Origin of the sequence: Mycobacterium sp. E796 (genome assembly GCF_001672815.1) — a bacterium.
Lineage (GTDB): Bacteria > Actinomycetota > Actinomycetes > Mycobacteriales > Mycobacteriaceae > Mycobacterium.
In genome coordinates this window covers 1-19,480 of record NZ_LZKK01000094.1, presented here as the reverse complement: position 1 = coordinate 19,480, position 19,480 = coordinate 1, and the positions used below count along the sequence as shown (strand labels likewise).

15 protein-coding genes are annotated in these 19,480 nt (G+C 68.9%); 10 read left to right on the top strand and 5 right to left on the bottom strand.

The annotated features are described in order from the left end of the window. Window positions 1–22: 22 nt before the first annotated feature. Entirely contained in the window at window positions 23–2,935 is a 2,913-nt protein-coding gene (uvrA, locus tag A5706_RS07845; RefSeq protein WP_068128833.1) for an excinuclease ABC subunit UvrA, read from the bottom strand. Between the two features lie 119 nt (window positions 2,936–3,054). Between uvrA and A5706_RS07840 the strand changes: the two genes are divergently transcribed. After that, entirely contained in the window at window positions 3,055–3,741 is a 687-nt protein-coding gene (locus A5706_RS07840; RefSeq protein WP_068128831.1) for an MBL fold metallo-hydrolase, read from the top strand. A gap of 125 nt (window positions 3,742–3,866) precedes the next feature. On the opposite strand, the gene A5706_RS07835 is transcribed toward A5706_RS07840, so the two are convergent. After that, window positions 3,867–4,307, bottom strand: coding sequence for a universal stress protein (locus A5706_RS07835; RefSeq protein WP_068107190.1), 441 nt, complete (start codon window positions 4,305–4,307; stop codon window positions 3,867–3,869). Window positions 4,308–4,612: 305 nt separating this feature from the next. Here A5706_RS07835 and A5706_RS07830 point away from each other — a divergent pair, with 305 nt between their 5' ends. Further along, a complete protein-coding gene (locus A5706_RS07830) occupies window positions 4,613–6,193 on the top strand; it encodes a hypothetical protein (protein ID WP_082964244.1) in 1,581 nt (526 codons plus the stop codon). 39 nt (window positions 6,194–6,232) lie between these two features. Then, window positions 6,233–6,952, top strand: a complete 720-nt coding sequence (locus A5706_RS07825) for an MgtC/SapB family protein (protein ID WP_068128826.1) — start codon at window positions 6,233–6,235, stop codon at window positions 6,950–6,952. Window positions 6,953–6,954: 2 nt separating this feature from the next. On the opposite strand, the gene A5706_RS07820 is transcribed toward A5706_RS07825, so the two are convergent. The 3 genes from A5706_RS07820 to A5706_RS07810 form a co-directional block, all read right to left on the bottom strand. Beyond that, entirely contained in the window at window positions 6,955–8,355 is a 1,401-nt protein-coding gene (locus tag A5706_RS07820) for an MFS transporter (RefSeq protein ID WP_068128825.1), read from the bottom strand. Continuing rightward, on the bottom strand, window positions 8,352–10,520 hold the full coding sequence (gene uvrB, locus A5706_RS07815; RefSeq protein ID WP_068128823.1) for an excinuclease ABC subunit UvrB: 2,169 nt from the start codon (window positions 10,518–10,520) through the stop codon (window positions 8,352–8,354). Before uvrB ends, A5706_RS07820 begins: the two co-directional genes overlap by 4 nt. 200 nt (window positions 10,521–10,720) lie before the next feature. Further along, a complete protein-coding gene (locus A5706_RS07810) occupies window positions 10,721–12,763 on the bottom strand; it encodes a serine/threonine-protein kinase (RefSeq protein ID WP_068128820.1) in 2,043 nt (680 codons plus the stop codon). Window positions 12,764–12,939: 176 nt separating this feature from the next. On the opposite strand from A5706_RS07810, the gene A5706_RS07805 reads away from it, so the two are divergent. The 7 genes from A5706_RS07805 (at window position 12,940) to A5706_RS07775 (ending at window position 19,322) form a co-directional block, all read left to right on the top strand. Continuing rightward, window positions 12,940–15,621, top strand: coding sequence for an ATP-binding cassette domain-containing protein (locus A5706_RS07805; protein WP_082964243.1), 2,682 nt, complete (start codon window positions 12,940–12,942; stop codon window positions 15,619–15,621). A 75-nt stretch (window positions 15,622–15,696) separates the two neighbouring features. Continuing rightward, a complete protein-coding gene (locus tag A5706_RS07800) occupies window positions 15,697–16,137 on the top strand; it encodes a DUF402 domain-containing protein (RefSeq protein WP_068128818.1) in 441 nt (146 codons plus the stop codon). A gap of 37 nt (window positions 16,138–16,174) precedes the next feature. After that, window positions 16,175–16,612, top strand: coding sequence for a DNA polymerase ligase N-terminal domain-containing protein (locus tag A5706_RS07795; protein WP_068128816.1), 438 nt, complete (start codon window positions 16,175–16,177; stop codon window positions 16,610–16,612). Next, complete coding sequence (gene ligD, locus A5706_RS07790; RefSeq protein ID WP_068128814.1) at window positions 16,609–17,607, top strand: non-homologous end-joining DNA ligase; 999 nt, start codon at window positions 16,609–16,611, stop codon at window positions 17,605–17,607. Before A5706_RS07795 ends, ligD (A5706_RS07790) begins: the two co-directional genes overlap by 4 nt. Further along, complete coding sequence (gene ligD, locus A5706_RS07785; protein WP_304528387.1) at window positions 17,604–18,497, top strand: non-homologous end-joining DNA ligase; 894 nt, start codon at window positions 17,604–17,606, stop codon at window positions 18,495–18,497. The genes ligD (A5706_RS07790) and ligD (A5706_RS07785) overlap by 4 nt, the downstream gene beginning before the upstream one ends. Further along, window positions 18,490–18,894 carry a DNA-formamidopyrimidine glycosylase family protein gene (locus tag A5706_RS07780; protein WP_082964242.1) on the top strand — a complete coding sequence of 135 codons (405 nt, stop codon included), beginning with the start codon at window positions 18,490–18,492 and terminating at the stop codon, window positions 18,892–18,894. Before ligD (A5706_RS07785) ends, A5706_RS07780 begins: the two co-directional genes overlap by 8 nt. 11 nt (window positions 18,895–18,905) lie before the next feature. Further along, a complete protein-coding gene (locus tag A5706_RS07775) occupies window positions 18,906–19,322 on the top strand; it encodes a hypothetical protein (protein ID WP_068128808.1) in 417 nt (138 codons plus the stop codon). Window positions 19,323–19,480: the final 158 nt, after the last annotated feature.

Sequence of the window (19,480 nt, the reverse complement as noted above, 5' to 3'; positions counted from 1 at the left end):
CGGACGAACCCGCCGACGCGCTTCAGGCGGTGACCTTGCGGCGCCCGTTCGACCGCCGCGCGGGCGCGGGGCTGCCCACGACGTCGGCCAGAAACTTGCCCGTGTAGCTTTCCGGCACCGCGGCGATGTCCTCCGGGGTCCCTTCGGCGACAACGGTTCCGCCCTCGGCGCCACCCTCGGGCCCCATGTCGACGATCCAGTCCGACGTCTTGATGACGTCCAGGTTGTGTTCGATGACGATGACCGTATTGCCCTTGTCCACAAGGCCGTTGATGACGCTCAACAGTTTGCGGATGTCGTCGAAATGCAGCCCGGTGGTGGGCTCGTCGAGGATGTAGATGGTCCGGCCGGTCGAACGCTTCTGCAATTCCGCGGCCAGCTTGACGCGCTGCGCCTCACCGCCGGACAGCGTCGGCGCGGGCTGGCCGAGCCGGACGTAGCCCAGCCCGACGTCGACGAGCGTGCGCAGATACCGGTGGATGCCGCTGATCGGCTCGAAGAACTCCGCCGCCTCCTCGATCGACATGTCGAGCACCTCGGAGATGGTCTTGCCCTTGTAGTGCACTTCCAGGGTTTCGCGGTTGTAGCGGGCGCCGTGGCAGACCTCGCACGGCACGTACACGTCGGGCAGGAAGTTCATCTCGATCTTGATGGTGCCGTCGCCGGTGCACGCCTCGCAGCGACCGCCCTTGACGTTGAACGAGAATCGGCCGGGCTGGTAGCCACGCACCTTGGCCTCGGTGGTGGCCGCGAACAGGGTGCGGATCTTGTCGAACACCCCGGTGTAGGTCGCCGGGTTGGACCGCGGCGTCCGGCCGATCGGCGACTGGTCGACGCGCACCAGTTTGTCCAGGTGGTCCAGCCCGGTCACCCGGGTGTGACGGCCCGGGACTTGCCGGGCGCCGTTGAGCCGGTTGGCCAGCACCGCGGCCAGGATGTCGTTGACCAGCGTCGACTTGCCCGAGCCCGACACCCCCGTCACCGCGGTCAACACGCCGAGCGGGAAGGACACGTCGATGCCGCGCAGGTTGTGCTCTCGCGCTCCGACGACGGTGAGCTTGCGCTTGTGGTTGACGGGCCGCCGGATGGCGGGGATCTCGATCCTCTCCTTGCCCGACAGGTAGGCGCCGGTGATCGAGTCCTTGTTCGCCAGCAGCTCGGCGTAGGTTCCGCTGTGCACGATCTGGCCGCCGTGCTCGCCGGCCCTCGGGCCGATGTCGACGATCCAGTCGGCGTGCGCGATGGTGTCCTCGTCGTGTTCGACGACGATCAGCGTGTTGCCCAAATCCCTTAAGCGGGTGAGGGTTTCGATGAGCCGACGGTTGTCGCGCTGGTGCAGGCCGATGGACGGCTCGTCGAGCACGTAGAGCACGCCCACCAGACCGGACCCGATCTGGGTCGCCAGTCGGATGCGTTGCGCCTCACCGCCCGACAGCGTGGCCGCGGCGCGCGACAGCGACAGATAATCGAGCCCGACGTCGAGCAAAAACCCCAGCCGCGATTGGATTTCCTTGAGCACCTGCCCGGCGATCGCCTGTTCGCGAGCCCCGAGGGTGAGCGCGTTCAGGAAGTCCGAGCAATCCGAGATCGACAGCTCGGACACTTCGGCGATGGACTTCTTAGCCGGCCGGCCCTTGAAATCCCCAGCGAGCGTGACGGCCAGGATCTCCGGCTTGAGCCGGGTGCCCTCGCACACCGGGCAGGGCACGTCGCGCATGAAGCCCTCGTAGCGCTCCTTCATCTGCTCGGATTCCGTCTGCGCCATCTTGCGCTGCAGGAACGCCAGCACGCCCTCGAAATCGGCGTAGTAGGACCGGGTGCGCCCATACCGGTTGCGGTACCGCACGTGCACCTGGTGGTCGGACCCCTCGAGAATGGCCTTGCGGGCCTTGGCCGGAAGCCTGCGCCATGGCGTGTCGACGTCGAACCCCAGCTCCTCGCCGAGCCCGGCCATCATGCGGGTGAAGTACTCCGCGGTGTGGCCCGTCGACCACGGCGCCACCGCGCCCTCGGCCAGGGTGCGCTCGGGGTCGGGGACCACCAGGTCGGGGTCGACCTCCTTGCGGATGCCCAGGCCGGTGCACTCGGGGCAGGCGCCGTACGGCGAGTTGAACGAGAACGACCGCGGTTCCAGGTCGTCGACCGCCAGCGCGTGCCCGTTGGGGCAGGCCAGCTTCTCGGAGAACCGCTGCTCGCGGTTGTGCGCGTCATGCTCGTGGTCGACGAACTCGAGCACGACGATGCCGTCGGCCAGGTTCAGCGCGGTTTCCACCGAGTCGGTGAGCCGTTGCTTGGCGCTGGCCTTGACGGTCAGGCGGTCGACCACCACCTCGATGTCGTGCTTTTCCTGCTTCTTCAGCTTCGGCGGATCCGTCAGCGAATGCACCACGCCGTCGACCCGAACGCGGCTGTAGCCCTGGGCATTTAGCTTCTCGAACAGGTCGGCGAACTCGCCCTTGCGGGTGCGCACCACGGGGGCCAGCACCTGGAACCGAGTGCCCTCCGGCATCACCAGCACCTGGTCGACGATTTGCTGGGGCGTCTGCCGGGCGATCCGCTCCCCGCAGACCGGGCAGTGCGGCGTGCCCGCGCGGGCGTAGAGCAGCCGCAGGTAGTCGTAGACCTCGGTGATGGTTCCGACGGTCGACCGCGGGTTGCGGTTGGTGGACTTCTGGTCGATCGACACCGCCGGGGACAGGCCCTCGATGAAGTCGACGTCCGGCTTGTCCATCTGGCCCAGGAACTGGCGAGCGTACGCCGACAGCGACTCCACGTAGCGGCGTTGGCCCTCGGCGAAGATGGTGTCGAACGCCAGCGACGACTTGCCCGACCCGGACAGCCCGGTGAACACGATCAACGAGTCGCGCGGCAGGTCGAGGTCGACGCCGCGCAGGTTGTGCTCGCGGGCGCCCTTGACGATCAGGCGGTCAGCCACGCTGCCTTCTTTCAGGAACTATCAACGAATCTCTGATGCTGTAGCCGTTGATGCGCACGGCGCATTCCATGCTATGTGCCCATACCGACAAGCGATCGATGACCAGTAACGTGGCCGCTATGACCGTCTCGGTTGAGCCAAGCGACAACTACACCGGACACGTCGACCCTGGTACCGCGGCCCGCCGGACCCTACCCGGCGCCACGATTCTAAAGGCGTCGGTGGGCCCGATGGACAACAACGCGTATCTGGTGACGTGTTCCGCGACCGGGGAAACCCTGCTCATCGACGCGGCCAACGACGCCGACGTGCTGATCGACCTGATCCGCCGGTACGCGCCGAGGTTGTCGCTGATCGTGACCAGCCACCAGCACTTCGATCACTGGCAGGCACTCGAGGCCGTCGCGAAGGCCACCGGCGCCCCGACCGCCGCGAACGAGATCGATGCCGAGCCGCTGCCGGTCAAGCCGGACCGTTTGCTGGCCGGCGGCGACACCGTCCGGATCGGCGAGCTCAGTTTCGACGTCATCCACCTGCGCGGGCACACTCCGGGCTCGATCGCGCTGGCCCTCGACGGGCCGGCGACCGGCGGGGTCACGCAATTGTTCACTGGGGACTGCCTTTTCCCCGGCGGTGTCGGCAAGACCTGGCAGCCGGGAGATTTTGCCCAGCTGCTCGACGACGTCACGACGAGGGTGTTCGAGGTCTACGACGACTCGACCGTGATCTATCCCGGCCACGGGGACGACACCGTGTTGGCAGCCGAGCGCCCGCACCTGGCCGAATGGCGCGAGCGCGGCTGGTAGGCGGCCTTTGGCCGCCGGTGAGTGTGCGCTGACGGCTTTCGGTGTGCGCTGACGGCGACGTTTCGGCCGCTTGGCCGCCCTAGGCGCCCACGCAAAGCCCTGGATGCACAAGCGCCGCCGGTGAACTACGTGGTGTGCACGATCAGCACGTCGACCTTGGCCCGGCGCGAGACGTTGGCCGGCACCGATCCCAGCAGGCGTCCCGCGATCGTGCTCAGGCCGACGTTGCCGACGACCAGCAGGTCGGCTTTTTCGTCCTCCGCGAGCTTGACCAGCGCGTCGACCGGGGCGCCGACGATCGACCGGTCTTCCACGTTCTTGGCACCGGCGTTGTGCGCCCGCTCCTTGGCGTCCTGGAGGATCGCGTAAATCGGCGCGGTCCCCGACACCTTGTAGCTCTCGTCCCGCAGTGCGTCGGCGGCCCGAGTGTCCTCGTGTTGGGGCAGGTACGCCGATGCGATGATCAGCTTTGCGTCGTCCCCCGCGATCTGCGCCGCCCGGTCCACCGCGCGAAACGACGAATCCGAGCCGTCGGTCCCGACCACCACGGTTCGATAGGCACTCATTTACCCTCCCAGTTTCGGTTGGTCAGCCAACCCAAGACAGTATCGCGTTTGCCGGATGGAAAGGAGAAAGAATTCCGACCGAGCATGGCGTGGCGCGACGGGCATTTACCGCGGCCGCGCGCACCGGCGGCCTATTTGCCCCGCGGTCAAAAGACCATTTGAGCAGGGCTAAAGTCGAAAGCGTTGCACGGCCCCGCTTTTGGCGAACCGCGGGCGGCCGTCGTAAATGTGAGCAAGCACCCTACCCTCCCCAGCAAGCTGGCCGCGAGCCAGTTCACTCGGCGCCCCTTACAGTGACAAGCATCATGGCCATGTCCACCGCTGAGCAGCGCGCCTCCGACGCCCCGGACGTCGTTGACGAGGCGGTACCGGCGCGCCCGCGCGGCAGGTTGCTCGACCCGTGGGCGATCGCCGTGTTCGCTGCCGTCGTCAGCGCCGCCTGGGCCTGCAGGCCGTCGTTGTGGTTCGACGAGGGAGCCACCATCTCGGCGTCGGCCAGCAGGACGTTGCCCGAGCTGTGGAAGCTGCTGGGCCACATCGACGCCGTTCACGGTCTGTATTACCTGCTCATGCACGGTTGGTTCGCGGTATTTCCGCCGACGGAGTTCTGGTCGCGGGCGCCCAGCGCCCTGGCGGTCGGGGCCGCCGCCGCGGGCGTCACGGTGTTCACCAGGCGGTTCGTCCCCGGGCGCGCCACGCCGCTGTGCGCGGGCGCGGTCTTCGCGATTTTGCCGCGCACCACCTGGGCGGGAATGGAAGCACGCTCGTATGCCTTCGCGGCCGCCGCGGCCATCTGGCTGACGGTGTTGCTCGTCGCCGCGGTAAGGCGCAACCGGCCGCAATTGTGGGTGGGCTACGCCCTGGCGTTGATGCTGTCCATCCTGCTCAGCCTCAACCTTTTCCTGTTGGTGCTGGTGTACGCGGTTTTGGTGCCGCTGCTGGCGCCGAAGGAATCCCGCAGGTCGCGGCTCGTTTGGTGGGCGGTCAGCTCCGCCGTCGCCGTCGGCACCATGACGCCGTTCCTCGTCTTCGCCCACGGCCAGGTGTACCAGGTCAACTGGATCTTTCCGGTCAGCTGGCACTACGCCTTCGACATCAGCCTGCGGCAGTACTTCGACCACAGTGTCCCGTTCGCGATCCTCACGGCGGTGCTCCTCGTCGCGGCGATCGTGGCGTGGCGGAGGGGCGCGCGCGGTCCGGGCGACCTGCACGTGCTCCTGGTCATCTGCACGGCGTGGATCGTGCTGCCCACCGCGCTCGTCGTCATCTACTCGGCCGTCGTCGAACCGATCTACTTTCCGCGCTACCTGATCCTCACCACGCCCGCGGTGGCCGTCGTCATGGCCGTCTGCATCGTCACGCTGGCCCGCAAACCGTGGCCCGTCGCCGCGGTGGTCCTGGCGTTTGCCGCCGCCGCGGTGCCGAATTACCTGTTCATCCAGCGCTGGCCGTACGCCAAGGAGGGCTGGGATTACAGCCAGGTGGCCGACCTGATCAGCTCCCACGCGGCGCCCGGGGATTGCCTGATGGTGGACAACACCGTGCCCTGGCGGCCGGGGCCGATCCGGGCCCTGCTGGCCACCCGGCCGGCGGCTTTCCGCTCGCTGATCGACGTGGAACGCGGGGCCTACGGGCCCAAGGTCGGCTGGCTGTGGGACGGTCACGTCGCCGTGTGGCTGACAACGGCCAAGATCAACAAGTGCCCGGCCATCTGGACCATCACCAACAGGGACGGCTCGCTGCCGGACCACCAAGCCGGGCAGTCGCTGCCGCCGGGAACCGCCTTCGGCCGCTCCCCGGCGTTCCGATTCCCGAGCTACCTCGGGTTCCGCATCGTCGAGCGTTGGCAGTTCCACTACTCGCAGGTCGTGAAGTCGACCCGGTGACGGGCGCGTAGAAGCGCCGTCCGTGGGTAGTTGACGGACATGCAGATTCTGCTGGCCAACCCGCTGCTCGGCGGTGACGTGCAGGGCGCGCGTCACGTGATCGAGCTGTTGGCCGCCTTCGGGCTGACTGCGCTGATCGGCCTGGAGCGCACGGTTCAGGGCAAGAGCGCGGGCCTGCGGACCCAGACGATCGTCGGCACGTCGTCGGCGTTGATCATGCTGGTCAGCAAATTCGGCTTCTTCGACATCGTGCACGAAGGGACCGTCGCGCTCGACCCGTCCCGCGTCGCGGCCCAAATCGTCTCGGGTGTCGGCTTTTTGGGCGCCGGAATCATCATCACGCGGCGCGGCGCGGTGCACGGGCTCACGACGGCGGCGGCGGTGTGGGAGTCGGCCGCGATCGGCATGGCGGTGGGCGCCGGACTGTTGCTACTGGCCATCGCGGTCGTGGCACTACACTTCGTCAGCGCGCTCGCGTTCAGCGCCGTCGAGCGCCAGCTCACCGCCCGGCTGCGCGGGACGCGCCGGCTGACCATCATCTACGAAAACGGCCGGGGCGTGCTGCGGGAGCTGCTACGGATCTGCGGGCAACGCGACTGGCAGCTCACCGAGCTCGACGCCGACGCGCACGACATCGACGACGGCGAGGTCAGGGTGACGATGACCCTGTCCGGCGCCAAGATGGGCAGCGCCTCCGAGGTTTTGGCCGAGGTAGACGGGGTGGTTGCCATCCTCCGCGGCGGCGAAGAACCCGATTGAGCTCAGCGACCGCCGCGGACCGCGCGATACGAAGCCACGACGCCTGCCCCCGTCAGCGCGGTGAACACGGCGAACAGCCAGCGGGCCGCCGTCGCGTCGCCGCCGCCCTGGGTCGTGTTGACGACGACGCCGGCCACCCCGGCCCCGAATGCCCCCGAGATGAGCTGCACGGTGTTGATCGCCGCGGCCGCCGCGACGCCTTCGGCCGGGTCGTCGACGGAATCCATTGCGCGCACGGACAAGTGCGGCCAGGCCATGCCGATCCCGATCCCCGCGACGAGCAACCCCAGCGTCCAGGCCGCGACGGTCCCGGCCGACGCGTTGCCGCGCTGGGTGAGCGCACCCAGCGCCAGGCCCGACGCCACCACCACCGGCGCCGCCGTGATCACCCGCCCGATCGCCCGCGGGCTCTCCAGCGACGCGCTGACGATCTCGGAGACCGTCCAGCCGACCGCCAGCGCCGCACCCAGGAATCCGGCCGCCAGCGGCGACAGGTGGGCCAACCGCTGACCGAACAACGGCACGTAGGTGTCCACCATGGCCCCGATCATCAGCAGGCCCATCGCGAGATAGATCCACTTCAGGGGCCCGGGCCCAAACACGCTGGGCGGCAACACCGCCGCGTGCATCCGCCAGTCGACGACCGCGAACAGCCCGACCAGCACGACGGCGGCGGCGAGCAGCGCGGCGGTCGCGACGACGTTGTGCGGGATCTGGGCAACGCTGACCGCCAGGGCCGCCGCACCGATCAACACCAACGACCACACCGGCACCCGCAGCGGAGGTGTCTCCTCGCTGGCGCCGGTCCGGCTACCGGGTAGCGCGATCGGCACCAGCGTGGCCATCAACGCCGTCAGACCGGCCATCGCCACGAACGCCCACCGCCACAGCCCGAACTGCGCGAACAGTCCGCCCGTCGCGGGCCCGACCACCGTCGCCACCCCCCACATCGCCGACACCAGCGCCGAGGCCCGGGTCCACAGCGAGCGGGGCAGCGCCGCGTTGATGACCGCATAGCCCAGCCCGGCCAGCAGCCCGCCGGCCACCCCCTGCAGGGCGCGCGCCGCGATCAGGACCTCCATGTTGGGGGCCGCCCCGCACGACACGCTGGAGACACCGAACACGCCCAGCCCCAACAGGAACGACGAGCGCGCCCCGATGCGCGCCAGCATCGGATTGACCATGGTCGCCGCGACCACGGACCCGACCAGGTACAGCGTGGTCACCCACGCGTAGAGGCGGCTGCCGCCGATCTCGGCGACGGTGTTCGGCAGCAGGCTGATCGTCAGGAACTCGTTGGTGGCGTACAGCCCGACGCCACCGGCCAGCACGACCGACGTTCCCAGGTACTTGGCGCCCAGCAGCTCGCGCCAGCTGCCGGTGACGGCGTCGGTGTGCGTCACTTCAGGCCGGCGGCGTCCATCCCGCGCAGTTCCTTTTTGAGGTCGGCGATTTCGTCGCGGAACCGGGCCGCAAGCTCGAACTGCAAATCGCGGGCGGCGGCCATCATCTGCGCGGTGAGGTCCTTGATCAGGTCGGCCAGTTCGGCGCGCGGCATGTTCGACGTGTCGCGGCCCTCGAACACACCGGCGCTGACCGCGCGACCCGGTTCGCCCTGGGCGCGTCGGCCGCGCGACATGCTGCGCCCGGAGCCGATTTCGACCGTCTCGCTGTCGTCGGCTTCGGCATAGACCCGGTCGAGGATGTCGGCGATCTTCTTGCGCAGCGGCTGCGGGTCGATGCCGTGGGCCTCGTTGTACGCGATCTGCTTGGCGCGTCGCCGTTCGGTCTCGTCGATGGCCTCTTTCATCGAGTCGGTCATCGTGTCGGCGTACAGGTGCACCTCGCCGGACACGTTTCGCGCGGCGCGCCCAATGGTCTGGATCAGGCTGCGCGTAGAGCGCAGGAAGCCTTCCTTGTCGGCGTCGAGGATCGCCACCAGCGACACCTCCGGCAGGTCGAGGCCCTCGCGCAGCAGGTTGATGCCGACCAGCACGTCGTAGTCGCCGAGGCGAAGCTGGCGCAGCAGCTCCACCCGGCGCAGCGTGTCGACCTCGGAGTGCAGGTAGCGCACCCGGATGCCCATTTCGAGCAGGTAGTCGGTGAGGTCCTCGGCCATCTTCTTGGTCAGCGTGGTGACCAGCACCCGCTCGTCGGCGGCGGCGCGCTTGCGGATCTCCCCGATCAGGTCGTCGATCTGGCCCTTGGTCGGCTTGACCAGCACCTTGGGATCAACCAGGCCCGTCGGGCGGATCACCTGCTCGACGAACTCGCCGCCGGTCTGGCTGAGCTCGTACGGCCCCGGCGTGGCCGACAAATACACCGTCTGCCCGATCCGATCGGCGAACTCCTCCCAGGTCAGCGGCCGGTTATCGCACGCCGACGGCAGCCGGAACCCGTACTCCACCAGGTTGCGCTTACGGGACATGTCGCCCTCGTACATCCCGCCGATCTGCGGCACGGTGACGTGCGACTCGTCGATGACCAGCAGGAAGTCCTCCGGGAAGTAGTCGAGCAGTGTGGCCGGCGGCGAGCCCGGTCCGCGTCCGTCGATGTGCCGGGAGTAGTTCTCGATACCCGAGCAGAACCCGACCTGGCGCATCATCTCGATGTCGTAGTTGGTGCGCATCCGCAGCCGCTGGGCCTCTAGCAGCTTGCCCTGCCTCTCGAATTCGGCGAGCCGCTCGGCGAGCTCCTCCTCGATGGTGGAAATCGCGTGGGCCATCCGTTCCGGCCCGGCCACGTAGTGGGTGGCGGGGAAGATCCGCAGCGAGTCGACCTGGCGAACCACCTCGCCGGTCAGCGGGTGCAGGTAGTACAGCGCCTCGATCTCGTCGCCGAAGAACTCGATGCGGACCGCCAGCTCCTCGTAGGACGGGATGATCTCCACGGTATCGCCGCGGACCCGGAACGATCCGCGGGTAAAGGACAGGTCGTTGCGGGTGTACTGGACGTCGACCAGCAGCCGCAGCAAGCCGTCACGGGGCACCTCGGTCCCGACCTGCAGTTCGACGGAACGATCCAGATAGGACTGCGGCGTGCCCAGGCCGTAGATGCACGACACCGACGCGACCACCACCACGTCGCGCCGCGACAGCAGCGCCGACGTCGCGGAGTGCCGCAGCCGCTCCACGTCGTCGTTGATGGAGCTGTCCTTCTCGATGTAGGTGTCGGTCTGCGCGATGTAGGCCTCCGGCTGGTAGTAGTCGTAGTACGACACGAAGTACTCGACGGCGTTGTGCGGCAACATCTCTCGCAGCTCGTTGGCGAGCTGGGCGGCCAGCGTCTTGTTGGGCGCCATCACCAGAGTGGGGCGCTGCAGCCGTTCGATGAGCCAGGCGGTGGTAGCCGACTTTCCGGTTCCGGTGGCGCCGAGCAGGACCACGTCGCGCTCCCCCGCCCGGATGCGGCGCTCCAGCTCTTCGATGGCCGCGGGCTGGTCGCCGGCCGGTGAGTGCGGGCTGACCACCTCGAAGCGGCCACCGGCGCGCACCAGCCCCTCGATGTCCTCCGCGGCCGGCCGGTATTCCGAGTGCGCGACGATTGGGTGCTCAGTGGCAAAGGCCATGGCACCAGGGTAGAGCCGTGCACCGACAAGTGTCCCGCCGCTGCAGAGAACCATCACTCGATCCAAAACTTGATAGCGCATGCGCTAGCGCATTCCAAAGTCACCTATCAGTGCGCCGACTAGATCACCCCGCGAGCGCGCGCAAAATGACACGCAGCGCGGCGTGTCGGCGTACAGACACGGACGCTCGCGGAAGACGGTTATGCCCCCGGGCGCGTCCAGGTGCGGGTGACCGGGTCGCACTCCAGCAGGTAGCCGTCGCTGGAGGTGGACATCGCGAACACCGAGGTGTTCGGGCGGTTGCAGGAGCTGCCGGTGGTGTGCACCCCCATCGTGATCGGCGCCTTGGCCCATGTGTTGCCCTCGCAGACGACCTGCTCGCTGTTGGTCGGGTCGTAGGCGAGCTTGTCGGCGTCGCTGCACGACCCGCCCAGCACCGGCGCCCCCGGGTGCGGCGGCGTGGTCGAGGCGCTGATCACCTGGGCGGGATCGGCCACCGGCACGGACGGCGGGGCGTCGCCGACGCGGGTGGCCACCACCGGCACCCGCACCACCGCCCCCTGCGCGCCGCACTCGTCGGACAGGGCGGTTTGCGTGACCGTGCCGCGCAGCGTGCCGTCGGATTGCGGCGCCAACGACCCGGCGACGCTTTCCTGTTGGGTCGCGCTGACCTGTCCGTTCGGCTCGGTGCAACCGGCCCGCTCCTGCTGGAACCCGCCCTGCCAATAGCCACCGATGAACCGCAGCGAGTAGGTGTGGCCGCCGTCGACGGTGCTGGCCACCTGGTGGTTGGTGTCGTCGAGCTGGGTCCCGGTCGCCGCGCACCCGTTGGTGGTGCAGACCGAGCGGAACGCCCACCAGCTGGCGGCCGGGCCGTCGTGGCGGATCGGGATGCCGTTGGTGGTCTGCTTGCTGCGGTCGTAGGTCAGTTTGTAGGTGCCGTTGAGCACCGGCCCCCCGGGCCGCGCGGGCGCCACGCTCGGCGCCGGCACGGATGGTCGGGACGCGAGCGCGGGCGCATTGGGCGTCGGGCTCTCTGGCTGAAACGAGTACAGCGTCGACCAGGTTGCCGCGATGGCGATCAGCACCGCGCACAGCAACGCGGTCGCCCACCGCGCCCGGGACGAGAACCGGTGATACAACCGCCGCCGCGGCGAAGCGGCACCGGCCTGCTCGTCATCCCGCTCGTCGGAAACCCGTTCGCTGACGGCGGCGGCGAACGCCCGGCACCGATCGAACCGGTCCTCGGGGCGCTTGGCCAGGGCGGTGAGGAACACGTCGTCGAGGTAGGCCAAGTCGGGGCGGTAGTCGCTGAGCCGCGGCGGATCCTCGTGCAGGTGCTGGCTGATCACCGCGATCGGGTTGGAGTGCTGGAAGGGCGGCGCGCCGGTGAGCAGATGAAATGCCGTGGCCGCCAAGGCATACTGGTCCGCCCGGCCGTCGATGTTGGACCCGGTCAGCTGTTCGGGGGCGGCGTAAGCCACCGTGCCCACCGCGACGTTGGTCTCGGTGATGCCGCTGATGTTGGCCAGGTGGCGCGCTACACCGAAGTCCGCCAATAGGATTCGGCGTTCCCCTTCGTCGGGATGGGTGAGCAGGATGTTGGCGGGCTTGACGTCGCGGTGCAGCAGGCCGCGGTCGTGGGCGTAGTCCAGCGCCCCCGCGACCGCCTGCAGGATCGCGCACACCTCGTCGATGGGCATCCCGTCCGGGTAGCGCTCCTTGACCAGCCGGGCCGCGTCGGTGCCCTCGACGTAGTCCATGGAAATCCAGAGCTGACCGTCGAATTCGCCGCGGTCGTGGACGCCGACGATGTGCGGATGCCAGAGCGTCGCCGCCAGGTCGGCCTCGCGGTTGAACCGCTCGCGGAACTCGGGATCGGCGGTGACCGCCTCGGCGAGCACCTTGATCACGTCGCGCCGCGGCAGCCGGGGATGCAGCGCCAGGTAGACCTCGGCCATGCCGCCGGCACCGAGCTGCCGCAGGATCGTGTAGCCGGCGAACGCCGCGCCGCTGCTCAGCGCGAGCCGCGATGCGCTGGCCTCGGGGCGGGACTCCACGGCCGGGGGCTCGGCGTTCGGGGTCGAGTTGACGGGCGGAATGCGGCGAAACAGGTGCGCGACGGTTGCCGAGGGACCCGAATTGAAGCCCGCGCGCAGGGCCTCACGCGCCAGGCGCGGGTTACTCAGCAGCCGTCGCCCGGCGTCGATCCGCCGGGTCGTGCCCTTGTCTTCGTCCGTCAATCGCTGCCCCCTCGTTGCTCTGCTTTCACTCCCCCCACGTCCGAATGATGCCGGATCTCGGTGGGCGATTGGTCTCAGGAAGCTATGAGCACGCTATGAGTGGCCGAATCGAAATAAAGCCAAATCACAGGCGAGTCCCATGGAGAGCACTCAAACCGCGGACCGATACTTGAGTAGTGAATCGACCCGCCCCGCCTGTCCTGACAATCCGGCACGACGGGTCCCAACGCTCGTTCGCGGCCGGCCACGAGGTCGTTGTCGGGCGTGACGCGAACGCGGACTTGCGGATTCCGGATCCCCGGATCTCCCGCGCGCACCTGATCGTGCGGTTCGACCAGGGTCGCTGGCTGGCGATCGACAACGGCTCGCTGAACGGCACCTATGTTAACGGCTACCGGATGCCGGTCATCGACATCCACGACGGCCAGAGCATCAACGTCGGCAACCCGCAGGGACCGCGGCTCACGTTCGCGGTCGGGCCGCAGCACGGCCACGCCAGCGGACCACCGCCGACCAGGCAGACGCGGGACTCCGGGCCGCCCACCGTGGCATGGTCCGCGCTGCCGGAGAGGACGAATCCCACCGCGCCACCCGTCCCCCGGCGTGGCCAGACCGGCAGCCAGCCCAGGCAGCCCGCGCCGCCGCGTCCGATGCCGCCCCAGGGCCCGCCCAGGCAGCCACCAAGGCCACCAGCGCCACCAAGGCCACCCAGGTCACCGCAGCCCCGGCAGGCGCCGCCGCCCAGGCCAGCCGACAGGACGCCGCCCGACCAGGTGACGACCGTCAACGCCGAGCCGGCGCTCCAGCCGGACGCGCCACCGCCCGCCGAGTCCACCGTGATCGACGCCAGGACGGCCGACGTTTCCAACCTGGCGACAAGGTTCGTGAAGTTGCTCTCGCCGCGCCTGTCGGCGGCCGCGGGCACGGCCGGCGCCAAGACGATCGGCCGCGCGGCCGAGAGCGACATCGTTGTCTACGACGTCCTCGCCTCGCGTCATCACGCCACGTTGCTGCACACCCCGCTCGGGACCGAGATCCGCGATAACAGCATCAACGGCACCTTCGTCAACGGCACCCGGGTCGGGTCGGCGATCCTGACCGACGGCGACGTCGTCACGATCGGCAACGTCGACCTCGTGTTCCGGGACGGCACCCTGGTCGAGGGCGGCGCCGCCGCGGCGCGCACCGGCGGACTCGAGGTGCGCAATGTCAAATATGTCGTCGACAACGGCAAGCAACTGCTCGACGACATCTCGCTGACCGCCCGCCCGGGGACGCTGACCGCCGTGATCGGCGGGTCGGGCGCCGGCAAGAGCACGCTGGCCCGGCTGATCGCCGGGTACACCAGCCCCACCTCGGGTTCGGTGACCTTCGAGGGCCACGACATCCACGCCGAATACGCGTCATTGCGCAGCCGGATCGGCATGGTTCCTCAGGACGACGTGGTGCACCGCCAGCTCACGGTCAACCAGGCGCTGGGCTATGCCGCGGAACTGCGGCTGCCGCCCGACACCAGCAAGGCCGACCGCGCCAAGGTGGTCGCCCAGGTGCTGGAGGAGCTCGACCTCACCAAGCACGCCGACACCCGCGTCGACAAGCTGTCGGGCGGCCAGCGCAAACGGGCCTCGGTCGCGCTGGAACTCCTGACCGGGCCGTCGTTGCTGATCCTCGACGAGCCGACGTCGGGCCTCGACCCGGCGCTGGACCACCAGGTCATGACGATGCTGCGCCAGCTGGCCGACGCCGGCCGGGTGGTGATCGTGGTGACGCACATGCTGTCCTACCTGGACATCTGCGACCAACTGCTGTTGGTGGCCCCGGGCGGCAAGACGGCCTACTTCGGCCCGCCCGACCAGATCGGCGAGGCGATGGGCACCACCAACTGGGCCAAGATCTTCACCAAAGTGGGCGCCGACCCCGAGGAGGCCAATCGGCGGTTCCAGGAGCGGGCCGAGGCCCAGCGGCGGCCCCAGAAACTGGCCGACCGGACCGACGAGCCCGGCGACCTGGGCGAGCCGGTGCACACCAGCGTGCGGCGCCAGATTTCCACGGTCGCACGCCGGCAGGTGCGGCTGGTCGTCGCCGACCGCGCCTATTTCGTCTTCCTGGCGCTGTTGCCGTTCATCCTGGGTTCGCTGTCGCTGACCGTGCCCGGCAACCACGGGTTCCAGGTGCCGGGCCCGAATGCCGGGACACCCGACGAAGCCGCGCAGATCCTCGCCCTGCTGCTGCCGGCCGCGGCGTTCATGGGCACCGCGCTGACGATCCGCGACCTGGTCGGCGAGCGCGCGATCTTCCAGCGCGAGCAGGCGGTCGGGCTGTCGACCACGGCCTATCTGCTCGCGAAGACGGCGGTGTTCTGCGCGTTCGCGATCCTGCAGTCGGCGATCGTCACCGCGATCGTGGTGATCGGCAAGAGCGCCCCGACTCGCGGCGCCGTCCTGCTCGGCCACTCGACCGCCGGGGCGACCGTCGAGCTGTTCCTGACCGTGGCGGGCACCTGCGTCGCCTCGGCCATCCTCGGGCTGGCCATTTCGTCGCTGGTCCGCTCCAGCGAGCAGATCATGCCGCTGTTCGTGGTGACGGTGATGGCGCAGCTGGTGCTGTGCGGCGGCATGGTCCCGGTGACCGGCCGGCTCGGCCTCGACCAGCTGTCGTTCGCGATGCCCGCGCGCTGGGGCTACGCCGCGGCCGCCTCGACGGTCGATCTGCGGCACCTGGTGCCCGAAACGCTGCTCTCCCAGGACCGGTTCTGGGAGCACACCTCGAAGGCCTGGCTGATCGACATGGGCATGCTGGCCGCGCTGTCGGTGTTCTACGGCGGCTTCGTGCGGTGGAAAATTCGGTTGCGCCGATAGGGTGAGATCATCCATCCCCCCAAGCACGAGACGTTCGACCTGGTCGCCCGCACCAACACCGATCCGAAGGGCATCGTGCGGGCCGTCGACGAGTACGTCGTGCACCCGTGGGGGCTCTACCTTGCCCGCCCCACCCCGGGCCGCGCGCAGTTCCACTACCTCGAATCCTGGCTGCTGCCGTCGTTGGGCTTGCGCGCCACCGTCTTTCACTTCAACCCGGGGCACGAACGCGACCAGGACTACTACCTCGACGTGGGCGAATACACGCCGGGCCCGAAGGTGTGGCGTTCGGAAGACCACTACCTCGACATCGTCGTCCGCACCAGCGCCGGCGCCGAGCTCGCCGACATCGACGAGCTGCTGGACGCCGTGCGCCACGGCCTGCTGACGCCCGAGGTGGCCGAACGGGCCGTGCGGCGCGCCGTGGTCGCCGTCGACGGCCTGGCCCGCAACGGCTACGACCTTTCCCGGTGGCTGGCCACCCATGGCATGGAGCTGACCTGGCGTGAGGCATAGCTCGTTTCCTCACGTGACCCACGGGTATCACTTGGGGATGCGTTTGATCGACCACCGACGCAAACGCCGGTCCGGCCGGGACCCGCGTTTCGTCATCCAGCGGCAGGGGGCGGCCAGCGACCACTACTACCTTCGCCTCGAGATCGACGGTGTGCTGGTCTCCTGGGCGATCCCCGAACACAGCCGGATAGCCCGCCGCACCGAGGACCTTCCGCTCGAAGCCGCCGAGCGCGACGTCGACGCCGACGCCGGCACCTATGTCAACGCGACGCCCTACGACATGGGCGAATGCCTTGAGCGCGGCCATCTTTCGTTCTTTCTGTGCGGCGAATGGCTGCGCGGGTGGTACACGCTGACCCGGATCCGGGACGGCTATCACGAGACGTGGCTGCTGATCAGGCGCAAAGACGACGAGGACGCCGACACGCTGCGCCAGCCGGCGCTGACCGGCCACTCACTGGACGACGTGTCATGATCGACTTCGCCGCCCTGCCCGCACCGGTGCGCGCGGCGCTGCACGACGAACCGGTGCCCGACTGGCGGCCTCCCACGCTGGCCACGCTGACCGACCGGCGGTTCTCCGACCCGCAGTGGATATTCGAGCGCAAATTCGACGGGATGCGCTGCCTGGGCTTTCGTGACGGCGACCGGGTGCGGCTGCTGTCGCGAAATCGGCAGCCGCTCAACGGAACCTATCCCGAGCTTGTTGACGCGCTCGCCGCCCAGCGCACCACGCGGTTCGTCGTGGACGGCGAGGTGGTGGCGTTCGCGGGCCGACGCACCAGCTTCGAACGGCTGCAGGGCCGGCTGGGTATCACCGATCCCGAGGTGGCCCGCGCGTCACCGGTCCGCGTCTTCTACTACGTGTTCGACCTGCTGCACGTCGACGGCAAGTCGACCACCGATGTGCCGCAGCTGTGGCGAAAGAAACTGTTGCGCAAGGCGATTGACTTCAGCGATCCGCTGCGTTTCGCGGTGCACCGGGTCGAGGATGGGATCGGCGCCTACGAGGCGGCATGTAAACGCGGCGACGAGGGTGTGATCGCCAAGCGGACCGACGCCGCGTACGAAGGTGGTCGGTCGAAAAATTGGCTGAAGTTCAAATGCGTTCGCGACCAGGAATTCGTCGTCGGCGGCTACACCAGCCCGAAGGGCAGCCGCATCGAGTTGGGGGCGCTGCTGCTCGGCTACCACGACGGTCGCGACCTGGTCTACGCCGGCAAGGTGGGAACCGGGTTCGACGAAGCCGCGCTGCGGAGCCTGCACGAGCGGCTGTCCCCCCTCGAGCAGGACGAGCCACCGTTCACCCGGGGTCTGGTGCGCGAGAACGGCGCCCACTGGGTGCGCCCCGAGCTGGTGGCCCAGATCGGGTTTTCCGAGTGGACCCGCGACGGCAAGCTGCGCCACCCGCGCTACCAGGGGCTGCGCACCGACAAGGACGCGTCCGACGTGGTGCGGGAGACGCGGTGACGCCGCGCGTCGACGTCGAGGTCACCCACCCCGACCGGGTGATGTTCCCGAAGGACGGCATCACCAAGGGTGAGTTGGTCGCTTATTACAGCGAGGTGGCCGATGCGATGCTGCCGCACCTGCGGGACCGGGCGCTCACCGTGCAGCGGTTCCCACGCGGTATCGGCGAACAAGGTTGGGTGCAACAAGATTTCGCGGATTCGCTGCCCGACTGGATGGGCCGTGTCGAGGTCGGCAAAGAGGGCGGCACCGTGGTGCATCCCGTGGCGGAGCGCCCCGAGGCGCTGCGCTGGCTGGCCAACCAGAACTGCGTCACACTGCACGTGTGGCAGTCGCGGCGGGACCGGCTGCACAAGCCCGACCGGTTGGTGTTCGACCTCGACCCCTCCGACAGCGACTTCGCGGTGGTGCGGGCGACGGCCCACGCGGCGGCCGCGGTGCTGGACGACCTCGGCCTGGCGCGCTACGTGCAGACCACCGGGTCGCGCGGGTTGCACGTGGTGGTGCCGCTGCGTCCCGACACCGATTTCGACACCGTGCGCCAGTTCGCCCGCGAGGTCGCCGAGGTGGTGGTGGCCGACGACCCCGCGCATCGCACCCTGGAAGCCCGCAAGGACAACCGCGGCGACCGCGTGTACCTCGACATCATGCGAAACGCCTACGCGCAGACGGCGATTGCACCGTATTCGGTGCGGGCCCGGGCGGGCGCGCCGGTGGCGACCCCGCTGGAGTGGGACGAGCTGGACATGCGGGGCCTGCGGGCGGACCGGTTCACCATCCGCGATCTCCCCAAACGGCTTGCCGGGCAGGGCGATCCGTGGGCCGGCATGTACCGGCGCGCTCGCTCGCTGAAGGGTCCCGCGCAGCGGGTGGCCAAGCTTCGTGCCTGAGCTACCCGACGTGGAGGGCTTTCGGCGCGAGTTGGCCGACGCGCTGCCCGGCCGGCGGATCCGGGGCGTGCAGGTCCGCGATCCAGGGATTCTGCGAAACACCACCGCCGCGGCGCTCGGCCGGCGGCTCGTCGGCCGCCGCTGCTGGCGGGCCCGGATCGCGCCGGCCCGGCCGATCCCGCAACTCGAGGCCGACGACGTCAAGCGCCTGCACGCCGCGATGACGCAGGTGCTGCGCACGGCGGTGCCGCACGGTCGGGTGCCCGGCCTGCCGCGCTGGCTCACGCGGGTTCGCGACGATCCCGACCCGTCCTGTCCGCGCTGTGGCACCCGCCTCGCGCGTGCCCGGGTCGCCGGGCGGACGTCGCTGTGGTGTCCGCGCTGTCAGGCCGGGTAATCTCGGCTGCTATGAGTCCCAGCAACCACCGATGGATGGCAATCACTGCCTTGACCGTCATCGCGGCCGGGTCCCAGCTAAGCCCGGCAACCGCGAGGGCAGACCTGCACAACATCACCTACCGCGCCCGGATCGACGCCCTGACCACCGGCAGTCAGGCCATTTTCGTGATCAACGGCAACCGGGCGAACAGCACGAACCTTCCGTCGATGCCGGGCAACGTGTTCGAGGCCAACACGGTGTTGCCCGATCCGCAGCAGGCCGGTATGCAGATCGTGCTGCATTTCCCCTACTCAGCGAATGTGCACTGCGAGATCGACGTGGACGACAACGTTTTCACGCAGCTCGATCAGTTCGTCCGACCAACGCCCGGCAATTCCGATCCCAAGAACGGCATGCTGCAGTGCGGTGCGCCCATACCCGCCTAACCGCGGGAATCACATCCGCCACACAAGCCTCTCCGCCGAACCATTGCCCGTTGTGTCCACCTCGTAGCGACAAGCGGATTAGTCGCTCACTGGTGGACAGTGTGTCGGTCGGTGGTTTCTGAATGGGTTGCTTTCACGATGATGTGTCGGTAGCCCCG

What these genes read in the sequence shown, in the direction of transcription:
- A5706_RS07830 (WP_082964244.1), top strand. Translation starts at nt 4,613, where the DNA reads ATGGCCATGTCCACCGCTGAGCAGCGCGCCTCCGACGCCCCGGACGTC.
- A5706_RS07775 (WP_068128808.1), top strand. Translation starts at nt 18,906, where the DNA reads ATGAGTCCCAGCAACCACCGATGGATGGCAATCACTGCCTTGACCGTC.
- A5706_RS07825 (WP_068128826.1), top strand. Translation starts at nt 6,233, where the DNA reads ATGCAGATTCTGCTGGCCAACCCGCTGCTCGGCGGTGACGTGCAGGGC.
- uvrB (WP_068128823.1), bottom strand. Translation starts at nt 10,520, where the DNA reads ATGGCCTTTGCCACTGAGCACCCAATCGTCGCGCACTCGGAATACCGG.
- A5706_RS07795 (WP_068128816.1), top strand. Translation starts at nt 16,175, where the DNA reads ATGCGTTTGATCGACCACCGACGCAAACGCCGGTCCGGCCGGGACCCG.
- A5706_RS07835 (WP_068107190.1), bottom strand. Translation starts at nt 4,307, where the DNA reads ATGAGTGCCTATCGAACCGTGGTGGTCGGGACCGACGGCTCGGATTCG.
- A5706_RS07840 (WP_068128831.1), top strand. Translation starts at nt 3,055, where the DNA reads ATGACCGTCTCGGTTGAGCCAAGCGACAACTACACCGGACACGTCGAC.
- ligD (WP_068128814.1), top strand. Translation starts at nt 16,609, where the DNA reads ATGATCGACTTCGCCGCCCTGCCCGCACCGGTGCGCGCGGCGCTGCAC.